The sequence below is a fragment of the Bacillus sp. SA1-12 genome, from assembly GCF_000981385.1.
In the GTDB taxonomy this organism is placed as follows: domain Bacteria; phylum Bacillota; class Bacilli; order Bacillales; family Bacillaceae; genus Metabacillus.
This window is the reverse complement of sequence record NZ_LATZ01000137.1, coordinates 1-9,810: the sequence shown is the minus strand read 5'-3', so window position 1 is coordinate 9,810 and position 9,810 is coordinate 1. Positions and strand designations below refer to the sequence as shown.

The following is a 9,810-nucleotide window of genomic DNA, read 5'->3' as shown; positions in this document are numbered from 1 at the left end:
TGGGCTTAAAAGTTTATATCAAAGATATGAATTTCTACGTCAAACTTAATTGAACCGCCGTATACCGAACGGTACGTACGGTGGTGTGAGAGGTCGGGGGTTAGTCACCCCCTCCTACTCGATTGCTTTCATTTTCTTCAGCACATTCTTCAATACATCCACAGAATAATAATCAAGATATTATTCACATTGAAGGAAATAATAAAAGCAAAAAGGAGGTGTTAGTTTGACGAATATTATAGATGGAATGGATGCTGCAAGATTTCGATCAGCAAATTCAGCTGATAAAAAGCTAAAGGAGAAGGAAAGAAAAGAAGAAAAGGAAATGCCTATGGTTTTAAAAAACCTTAAAAACGGATCATGAAATAGAAGAATTTCTATAAATGTAAAAGATAATAGAGATAAAATACAGATGTTGAAAGGAATGTTATTGAACATTCCTTTTTTATGGCGTGGCTATCAGGTTATGCTCTGAGCAACAATCAATCCACATACATGAAAAAAGCTGCCCAAAAAAAAGGCAGCCACTATTTTATTTCAATAAAGATTCTCCTCCATCAATAAAGATTTCTGTTCCTGTTATATGTGAAGAGAAGTCACTAGCTAAAAATGCAACTAAATCCGCAACCTGCTCGGATTTCCCTTGGCCGTGCTCAAGCGGCTGGTCCCCTTCAGGAAATGCTATCGGAATTTCAATTTCTTTTACATCAGGGGATGTATGAATCGACTCTTGAATATGAGTTTTAATCGCACCAGGACAAATCGCATTGACACGAATTTTATATTGCGCCAGTTCCAAGGCAGCCATTTTCATAAACGCAAGTTGTCCAGCTTTTGAAGTGCTATACGCAGAAAATCCTGCTTGGGAGAAAACGCGGCTCCCGCTGACAGAGCTTGTGATAATAATGCTGCCGCCATGTTCTTTCATAAAGGGTATTGCATATTTAACTGTTAAAAATGTTCCTTTTAGATTGGTGTTTATGGTTCGGTCCCAATCATCCTCGTTCATCGTTTCAATCGGAGCCAATTCTCCAGCGATTCCGGCATTGGCGAATAAAATATCAATCCTTCCCCACTGGTCCTTTGCTGCCTTGATTCCCTGTTTTACTTCTTGTGATGAATTAATATCACACTTTATTGCCAAGGCATTGCCTCCAGCTTTCTCTATTTGCTCTTTCACCTTATTCGCGTGATCAGGATTAATGTCTAACAGACACACCTTAGCACCTTCGCTTACGAAACGAAACGCAGCTGCACTACCCATTCCTGAGCCCCCGCCGGTTATGACAGCTACTTTATCCTTTAGACTATGATTGTTTACCATATTAGATCCCCTCTAACTTTAGATTGTACTACTATATTTCACAAGAATCAGGGGAGATAAACCATTTTTAACCTGTAACGTGCCCAATAAGTTTATGAAAAAATAAAACTACTACATTATCTTGATCAATAAGTGAAATCATATAAAAAAAGCCTGGAACAATGGTGGAAAATAGATATTTACAATGGACATAGTAAAGAAAATGGATGATGACATAACAACGAATAACTGTTTATTAACATAGAAAATAGAACACAAAAATGCTCATAGTTTTGCTCAGGGCATTTTTGTGATACGAGGATGACTCTATATAAATCATTTGTTATGATGTTTGATGTTTAGTAATGCTAAAATTCATCAGCCATTTTCAAAATTGCTTTTATTATAATATCAGGCTGATCATACATTACTGAGTGACCGCTATTAGGAACAGAGATAAACTCAATATTAGTGGATAATTTGGTCAATTTTCTTTGTGAATCCTTCCATTCCTTTTCAAGGCTGTCTGCCTCTTGATTTGAGAACCCTAATTCAATTGCCTGCAACTCTACATCACTCGGTGTAATAATTGTTAGGGGTGTATCTTCTAAAGAGTGAGTATTTTTCAGTAGTTTCTCAGAAATTCTTATTTGTTTAATTTCTTCATTTAATACTTTGAAAAACGGAGTATCCCATTGGACATTTACATATTTTTCTGAGGAAAGGTAATTTGGCATAGAATCTGAAAACATATTTTCCCCGAATAATCGCACGATTCCAATTTGCGATAATACCTGATTCATCGTTTGGTCCTGTGTCTCAAAAAACTTGTCATTATATGATTTAGCTTGTTCTGAAAAAAATTCATTTCTAGCATCAACAAGAATTAATCCGGAAATCTTTTCTGTATACTTATCCGCAAAGAGACGGGCATTAATCCCGCCAACAGAATGTCCTACTAAATTACAGGTGTGTCAATTTTAGCCAAATCGATAATCTTACTCAAATCATCAATCGTCGTTTCAATAGAAAATCCGTTTGGCGGCGGGTCACTCCATCCATATCCTGCGCGGTCATAGGTAATGACTTGTGTATGTTTTGATAATTCCTTCTGTACGTATAACCAATCATAAGACCAATTACCAGTTCCTGCTTCAATCACCACAGGAGGCAGGCTGGTTTTGGTTCCTTGAATATTCATGTGTAGTTCTCTATTTCCTACTTTAATCATTTGTCCATCTGGTGGGTAATTGCTTTTATCATTTTTATAACTGATAAATTCATAAAGGAATCCTGAAACTAATGTAAGTAAAATGACCATAAGCAAGGCTGAAACAAGAAATTTAATTTTTCTAAAAGGTTTCATGACATCCGTATGTTTAATCTCAAAATCACCATCTCCCTTCATTTAACCTCTATTATATTAACATAAAATTCCAATTGGCTATTGAATTTCATACAAGAAAATAAGGCCGCATTCCTAAAGTGAGTAATAGGTGTTATAACAGGCTTATAACAACTTAATTAAATGTATCGAAATGTTATTTTATTTATTCGATTACCACTTGATAAAAAGAAACAGTCCAATTGTTATGTACATTGGACTGTTAATCTCCTTGCTAATTAAGTTTTTTTAAATCCTTCAAGAACAAGATCACCTGTTTTTATCATGACTTGTATCTTATTTTGCTGCCTGACTCATTTCCGCACACATCAGAATAAACGCTCCAGCTCCATGAAGATCATTCACACTGGTAGGGCGGGCAATATAGTGAGCGTAATCACCGATCCCTGTACCGATGCAAATATTGCCGATGAGTACGTTTCCATTTTCATCGAACGTCAACGTATCAATGACTCCCTGATAGCCTTTCCATGCATATTCCATATATTTGTCGTCTAAATATCCTAATCGGACAGCTTTAGCAATGGCCTGAACAAACAGGGAGGAACAAGAGTTTTCCAGCCAATTATCGGACAGATGACCTTTGTCGACTACCTGATACCATAAGCCGGTGTCTAGATCTTGGTATTTCGTTAGGGCAATGAGCAGGTTTTGAAGGATCGTTGTCAGCTTTTTCTTATCCTTATGGCCTTCAGGCAGGTGATCGAACATTTCCAGCAGAGCCACAGGGTACCAGCCGATTGCGCGTCCCCAGAACTCTGGAGCTAAGCCGGTTGCAGGGTCTGCCCAATTGGCTTCTTTGGTTTCATCCCATCCATGATATAGCAAGCCGGTGTCTGGATCCTTCGTGTGCTTCTCCATGAGAATGGCTTGATACGCCATCATATCAAAATAGTCGCTTTCACCAAAGGTCTTACCGAACTGAACTGCGATTGGTCCGGCCATATATAATCCGTCCAGCCACATTTGATTCGGGTAATGCCCCTTGTGCCAGAAGCCGCCTGATGGATTGGTTTCCCATGATTTTAACAAAGGAACAAGGTTGTACAATGCTTTCTTATACCGTTCATCACCTGTTTGCTCATAAAGGGTATAGAGAAGCACGCCCGGCTGAATGTCATCAAGTTCATCTGTTTTGCATTTTGGAACGCTGCCATCTGCAAGAATATGGCTGTCTACCCAGCTTTTGATATAGTTGTAATATTGATCTTTTTGAGTCAGCCTCCAGACTTTCTCCATACCTGAAAGAAAGACTCCCTGATGATAGTGAAATCGCTCAGGCGGAAGCAGTTCCGGCTCGAATGTTGCCATTAACGTTTCGCATGCCTTTTCAGCCCATTGAATAGGGGTTAGAGTCTCTGTTGATAACTTATTGGTTTCTGAAAGATTCATGTTAAATATCCCTCCTATATGTATTTAAGATTAGGTTAACACAGTAAAATGTACATTTTTTGCGGAATCAATCAAAAACTTCTTATATCTTGCAGGAAACGAAACAGAAGTATTGAATTAAAAAGAAAATCAATGTGAGAGGAGGTGAACAGAATGCAAGCAATACTCTATAAAAATGCTGATGAGACATTCATGGTTTCACACCGTAAAACTCTAAGTCACAATATGCCTGCCAATCATTTTCACAGTACGTTTGAAATTTTCTATTTAATATCTGGTAAACGGGAATTTTTTATAAAGGACCGGGCATTAGTGATTAACGAAGGCGATATCGTCATTATTTCACCTAATATTCTCCATCGGACAACCAATACAGAAATGCCGGAGCACGAGCGGCTGATCGTCAATATGCATGAGACCTGCATGACAGCAGGAAATCAATCCTATAGGGAGGTTCTTCAGTCTTTATTCGAACAGGATTACATAATCGTCAGATGTCCGCTTCATGAACGGCTTTTCATTGAAACCCTTTCACAATCGATCATTCACGAGATTCATGATAAAAAACCAGGCTTCGAGATGTATGTGCAGACACTGGTGCTGCAGCTGCTCATTATTTGCTGCCGACATATCAAGCAAAACAGCATCGAGCCATTAGAATCTCCCAGCCCTATGCATGAAAGGATCTCGGAGGTTATACGCTACATCAACAGCCACTATATGCATGATCTCTCGCTTCAATCACTGGCGGAGGAATTCTACGTAAGTCCCTACTATTTAAGCCGCTTTTTTAAAGAAGTGACAGGCTTTACATTTGTAGAGTACCTTAACAACGTTAGGATCAAGGAAGCGAAGAAGCTTCTGGAGTCTTCTTCCATAAAGGTGAACCTGATTTATAAGAAGGTAGGCTTCGGCAGTGTGACCCATTTTGGCAGGGTGTTTAAGTCAGTTACCGGCTATGCACCATTGTATTTTCGAAAAAGAAGGGAATAAAAAGGGCAGCGTGTTAGGAGTGATTTCTTGTTTCAAAAGGGAGGCAGGATCTTATAGAATACTACAGGAAAGCCTAATCCTTTCTTTTTACTGTCCACTATAAGGGGATAATAACATTCCGCGCATCCTTGTTTACTAAGGAATGGCGCTTTTTTATTTATGTTGTATTAGGAGAATAACATGAAAACAAAGATTTCAAAATGAAATTGTTAAGTAAACCCATTTTCTTCAATTTTCAAAATAGTGTTTTTATTCAGTATTAATTTGTTTAATTTAGATAGTATTCTTGTTTTTGTCCATAATTTCCCCTTATTAATATACGATACTCACAAAACTTTTAAAATACCTTGTTAGGCTGCAAATCCTTACAAGGTTTATTTTTTGTTGGACTACATAGTATCGAAAAACATCTTTATATGTAAGGAGAGTCAGCGTTTATTATGAAATTCAATAATATTTAATATTTTTAACTATTTATCAATTTTATCAATTTGTTGTTTAAGAAATAGATCCTTTGGTTTGTTGGTTGAGTGACAAAAAATAAATTGATATATTCATTACGCAACAAGTGTTGTTTAGATAATTTGTGTTGTTGCGGATGGTTATCTTATTACTCTAAATAATAGAAAGAAGGAAGAATAGTTGAAAAATAAGTTTGAATTCGGTGTTTATTCATTAGGCGATCGTATCCCTAGCATAAATGGTCAAACTGCCACTGCTAAAGCTCGTGTAGACGAAATAATTGAAATTGCAAAGATGGCAGATCAGGCAGGACTTGATATATTTGGAATTGGCGAGCATCATCGCTTGGATTTTGTCACCTCTTCATATGCGATGTTATTAGCAGGAATTGCTCGAGAGACGAGAAATATTAAGCTCACGAGTGCACTATCAGTTATTAGTACTGCTGATCCAGTTCGAGTTTATGAAGATTTTGCAACACTCGATTTATTGTCAAATGGCCGTACAGAAATTATTCTAGGACGCGGAGCATTTTTAGAATCTTTTTCTCTATTTGGAGCTGATTTGAAAAATTATGATAAATTATTTATGGAAAAGCTAGAATTATTTCAACAATTGCAAGATCAAGAAATCGTAAATTGGAAAGGGAAGTATCGTTCAGAGCTTCAAAATGCTCAAATTTCACCTAGACCTATTCAAGGAAAAATACCGCTTTGGATTGGAGTAGGTGGATCACCTGCAAGTGCTATTCGTGCAGGGAAACTTGGTGTGAATATGGCGCTTGGTTTGTTAAGTGGACAAGCTGAATCAGTAAAGCATTTAACAGATCTATACTGGCAAGCAGCAAAGGAAGCAGAGCATGACCTCTCAATATTAAGGGTGTCTGTGAGTGGACATGCTCATATAGCAGAAACTGGTGAAAAAGCAGTTCGTGAATTTTTATCCTATTATAATCAATATCTTAGCTATTTTATGAAGGAGCGGGGACAACATTTCTCTGTATCAGAGGAACAATTAATACAACAACGTTCAGCAGAACAAATTTTAGCAATTGGAAGTCCAGACGAGATTTCGGAGAAAATATTATATCAGTATGAATTATTCGGACATTCCCGATTTATGGGACAATTAGATATAGGAGGACAATCACTAGTTAAAGTAGAAAAGGCAATCGATTTATTAGCAAATAAAGTTGCCCCTATAGTTCAAAAAGAAATTAACAAAAATAAAAATATAGGTCGTAGTAAGTAATAAATGTACATGAATTTCAGAAAAACAGGTCGTCTTTACTGGGTTTGTTAAAGTAGGACAACCTGTTTTTTATTAATCGTAAGTAATTTCAAAAAAAAATTAGGCCTTGAGTAATTGCTAAATATTAATTAATTTTTATTGTTTGATAATCATAGAATCTACACCATTCAAAATAATAGGAAGCATTTTTGACACATAATCTTCTGCGGAAATTTTTCGCCCTTCTTTATTCCATGTATAAGTAGCCCCGTATATAGCCCAACTTAGCATGATAGACGTTGTTCTTAGTGATTCCTTATCAGAAGATATTTGATGATTTCCTTTTAGAAGGAGGCTTAATATCAAGTTTTGTAATTCCTCAATTATTTTATTTTGAATGATTGTACCTAATGAATGATACCTGCTAGGACATAAGGTACTTAAATCTTTGTGATAATCACACATTACTAAAAGGATATTTCTCATTGTTTCTTGGTTGAAAATATGATGACAATTGATTCTTTGCTTAAGGTTTTCCCTAAAATCATTCGTTATCGTCGAATCTAAAAGTTCATATTTATCTGTAAAATGAGCATAAAATGTTGCACGGTTAACTGTAGCCTTTTCTGTTATATCTCGTATTGTTATAGCTTTAAAATCTTTTTCACGGACTATGCTTGTAAAGGCATCTTGTATAAGTTGTCTTGTACGGATTACTCGAGGATCAGTTTTTCCTGAAGTCATTACGCTTCACCCCAAATTTTAAAGTTTATAAAGTTATTAAAAAAATCGACAATTATTCAGATGTGTCGCATAAGCAATGATTCTAAATAATTGATGATTGTTCCAAGGTTTTCTTTATCTTATCATAAATTATGCAACAGGTGTTGCTTAAGTATTACAGGTAAAAGAGTAAGGAGATGAAAAGATTTATTGATTGAACAATAGAGAAATGATGGAGGACATTTTTTAAGTAAAGTTTCACAAAGACCATGATCAATATATAAGATTGGATTAATCAAATGTAGGAGTGAAGTTAAATGGCAACAGTTTTATTTATTAAAGCAAATTCTCGCCCAATCGAGCAAGCTGTAAGTGTTCAAATGTATCAAGCATTTTTAGAAACCTATAAAGAGACTCATCCGGAAGATCATATCATAGAACTCGATGTTTTTCAGGAAAACCTACCATATTATGATACGGATAAAATAAATGGGATGTTTAAATTAGCAAAAAATTTGGAATTGACTCCAGAGGAAAAAAATGCTACTGATATAGTTAATAAATATTTAAACCAGTTTCTTTCTGTTGATAAAGTTGTTTTCGCTTTTCCTCTTTGGAATTTTACAATTCCAGCCGCGCTTCATACGTATTTAGATTATATAGGACAGGTGGGTAAAACATTTAGTTATACAGCAGAAGGGCCAGTAGGTTTACTCTCTGATAAAAAAGTCGTATTACTTAATGCGAGTGGGGGAATCTATTCAGAAGGGCCTGCACAATCATTGGAAATGTCTGTAAGCTATTTAAAAGTACTCTTAAACTTCTGGGGCGTACAAGATATTACTACAATTGTCATTGAAGGACATAATCAATATCCAAACAAAGCAGAAGAAATAATTAAAACAGGTATTATGGAAGCAATAAAAGTTGCACAAACTTTCTAATTATCATTACCTTAGTTCATTTTAATAAATTTTTAGATTAAATAAAAAGGGATTAGAAAATGATTAATGATAAATAAATTATTTGAGTTTTTTTCTAACACATTTGAATTTCACCTTCAAATGCTAATGGACAATTTTAAGTTAAAGAAACAAAGTAAACCCGGAAGAAACAATCTTTCGGGTTTTTTAAGTGCGCCCAGCATGGGTGTAATCTATAGGGTGAAAGTTCCGAACTGTGAAGACAGAAGTAACAGTTAGCCTAACACAAGGGTGTCTATGGTCTGAAGGAAGTGAGCGGCAAACCTCCGGTCTGAGTATAAATGTCAACCTAAGTATGTACACTTTTGATCGTTTAAGTATGTACACTTTTGATCGTTTAAGTATGTACAAATTCTACTCATTTTCTTTCGCAAGATGATCCTTGATTCGGTAAGATTCTCCAACAATACTTACTACTGTTGCGTGATGTAAAACCCGGTCTAAAATCGCATTGGCCAGTTTAGAATCTTGAAAGACTTCATCCCATGACTTGAAATTGATATTAGTTGTTAGAATTGTAATTCTCTTTTCATACCTTAGATCAATAAGTTGAAAGAACAATTTCGCATCTTCTGGATCAATAGGTAAATAGCCAATTTCATCAATAATAAGCAGTTTATATTTGGTATAATGCTTTAATCTTGCTTCTAAACGATTTTCAATTTTAGCTCTCTTTAACTGCTGGAGTAAATCATGGCACTTAATAAAATAAGTGCTGGTTCTCTTTTTAGCAGCTGCTATGCCGATGGCAGTGGCTAAATGAGTTTTCCCCACACCACTAGGGCCTAAAAATATAATATTTTCCTTTCTCTCAATAAATCGTAAAGTGATAAAATCAAGAATTTGTTGTTTATTAATCGACGGCTGAAATTCAAAGTCAAATTGGTTTAGTTCTTTTAAGTGGGGAAATGCCCCCACTTTTACCATTGAATGAATCATATTTTTCTCTCGAACATCAATTTCATAATTTGTGAGTTTTACAAGTGTTTCTACAAAAGATACTTGATTTCCAACACTAAAATCGATGGTTTCACTTAGATGCTGGATCATTTGCTTTAACTTTAAATATTCTAAATTTCGTACTAACTGTTGATAGGTGTTATTCATTTTTATACACATCTCCAATTGTCTCTAAATTTTTCTTTGCCAGATGATCAATATCAGGATAGTATGGAAGAGCTCTGCTGAGCTCAGCTTTGTAGTGCTCATCCTTGTAATTGATTTTTAATTGACTAATTTGGTGTTGGACAATTAACTCCGTGTTATAATAAATGAATAGTTGATCATCATATGCTTGTAAGCCAACAGTCTTCCCTTGA

At 35.6% G+C, this 9,810-nt stretch carries 10 protein-coding genes and 2 pseudogenes; 4 read left to right on the top strand and 8 right to left on the bottom strand.

Features of this window, described 5'->3' with window-relative positions:
- Positions 1-226: 226 nt before the first annotated feature.
- Complete coding sequence (locus WQ54_RS34120; RefSeq protein ID WP_156178292.1) at positions 227-364, top strand: hypothetical protein; 138 nt, start codon at positions 227-229, stop codon at positions 362-364.
- A 168-nt stretch (positions 365-532) separates the two neighbouring features.
- Here the strand turns inward: WQ54_RS34120 and WQ54_RS31370 are convergent, their stop codons facing one another.
- The 5 genes and pseudogenes from WQ54_RS31370 to WQ54_RS31355 form a co-directional block, all read right to left on the bottom strand.
- Entirely contained in the window at positions 533-1,324 is a 792-nt protein-coding gene (locus WQ54_RS31370; protein WP_046590857.1) for an SDR family NAD(P)-dependent oxidoreductase, read from the bottom strand.
- Positions 1,325-1,671: 347 nt separating this feature from the next.
- Positions 1,672-2,106, bottom strand: coding sequence for an alpha/beta fold hydrolase (locus WQ54_RS31365; RefSeq protein ID WP_046590855.1), 435 nt, complete (start codon positions 2,104-2,106; stop codon positions 1,672-1,674).
- A 60-nt stretch (positions 2,107-2,166) separates the two neighbouring features.
- Positions 2,167-2,241: pseudogene (locus WQ54_RS35795) on the bottom strand (hypothetical protein); the annotation flags it as partial.
- Between the two features lie 20 nt (positions 2,242-2,261).
- Positions 2,262-2,711: an alpha/beta fold hydrolase gene (locus WQ54_RS31360; RefSeq protein WP_046590854.1), complete on the bottom strand. Its 450-nt coding sequence runs from the start codon at positions 2,709-2,711 to the stop codon at positions 2,262-2,264.
- Positions 2,712-2,984: 273 nt separating this feature from the next.
- Positions 2,985-4,100 (bottom strand): glycoside hydrolase family 105 protein, encoded by a 1,116-nt coding sequence (locus WQ54_RS31355; RefSeq protein ID WP_046590852.1) that lies wholly within the window; start codon positions 4,098-4,100, stop codon positions 2,985-2,987.
- Between the two features lie 153 nt (positions 4,101-4,253).
- On the opposite strand from WQ54_RS31355, the gene WQ54_RS31350 reads away from it, so the two are divergent.
- Positions 4,254-5,093 (top strand): helix-turn-helix domain-containing protein, encoded by an 840-nt coding sequence (locus WQ54_RS31350; RefSeq protein ID WP_046590851.1) that lies wholly within the window; start codon positions 4,254-4,256, stop codon positions 5,091-5,093.
- A 642-nt stretch (positions 5,094-5,735) separates the two neighbouring features.
- Positions 5,736-6,806, top strand: coding sequence for an LLM class flavin-dependent oxidoreductase (locus tag WQ54_RS31345; protein ID WP_046590849.1), 1,071 nt, complete (start codon positions 5,736-5,738; stop codon positions 6,804-6,806).
- A 135-nt stretch (positions 6,807-6,941) separates the two neighbouring features.
- On the opposite strand, the gene WQ54_RS31340 is transcribed toward WQ54_RS31345, so the two are convergent.
- Positions 6,942-7,529 carry a TetR/AcrR family transcriptional regulator gene (locus tag WQ54_RS31340; protein WP_046590847.1) on the bottom strand — a complete coding sequence of 196 codons (588 nt, stop codon included), beginning with the start codon at positions 7,527-7,529 and terminating at the stop codon, positions 6,942-6,944.
- Between the two features lie 296 nt (positions 7,530-7,825).
- On the opposite strand from WQ54_RS31340, the gene WQ54_RS31335 reads away from it, so the two are divergent.
- Entirely contained in the window at positions 7,826-8,452 is a 627-nt protein-coding gene (locus tag WQ54_RS31335) for an FMN-dependent NADH-azoreductase (protein WP_046590845.1), read from the top strand.
- A gap of 393 nt (positions 8,453-8,845) precedes the next feature.
- On the opposite strand, the gene istB is transcribed toward WQ54_RS31335, so the two are convergent.
- Positions 8,846-9,598, bottom strand: coding sequence for an IS21-like element helper ATPase IstB (istB, locus tag WQ54_RS31330; protein ID WP_046590842.1), 753 nt, complete (start codon positions 9,596-9,598; stop codon positions 8,846-8,848).
- Positions 9,591-9,810 (bottom strand): annotated as a pseudogene (locus WQ54_RS34505) (IS21 family transposase); the annotation flags it as partial. The pseudogene WQ54_RS34505 and the gene istB, both read right to left, overlap by 8 nt.

What these genes read in the sequence shown, in the direction of transcription:
- WQ54_RS31355 (WP_046590852.1), bottom strand. Translation starts at nt 4,100, where the DNA reads ATGAATCTTTCAGAAACCAATAAGTTATCAACAGAGACTCTAACCCCT.
- WQ54_RS31360 (WP_046590854.1), bottom strand. Translation starts at nt 2,711, where the DNA reads ATGAAGGGAGATGGTGATTTTGAGATTAAACATACGGATGTCATGAAA.
- istB (WP_046590842.1), bottom strand. Translation starts at nt 9,598, where the DNA reads ATGAATAACACCTATCAACAGTTAGTACGAAATTTAGAATATTTAAAG.
- WQ54_RS31335 (WP_046590845.1), top strand. Translation starts at nt 7,826, where the DNA reads ATGGCAACAGTTTTATTTATTAAAGCAAATTCTCGCCCAATCGAGCAA.
- WQ54_RS31340 (WP_046590847.1), bottom strand. Translation starts at nt 7,529, where the DNA reads ATGACTTCAGGAAAAACTGATCCTCGAGTAATCCGTACAAGACAACTT.
- WQ54_RS31365 (WP_046590855.1), bottom strand. Translation starts at nt 2,106, where the DNA reads ATGAATCAGGTATTATCGCAAATTGGAATCGTGCGATTATTCGGGGAA.
- WQ54_RS31350 (WP_046590851.1), top strand. Translation starts at nt 4,254, where the DNA reads ATGCAAGCAATACTCTATAAAAATGCTGATGAGACATTCATGGTTTCA.
- WQ54_RS31370 (WP_046590857.1), bottom strand. Translation starts at nt 1,324, where the DNA reads ATGGTAAACAATCATAGTCTAAAGGATAAAGTAGCTGTCATAACCGGC.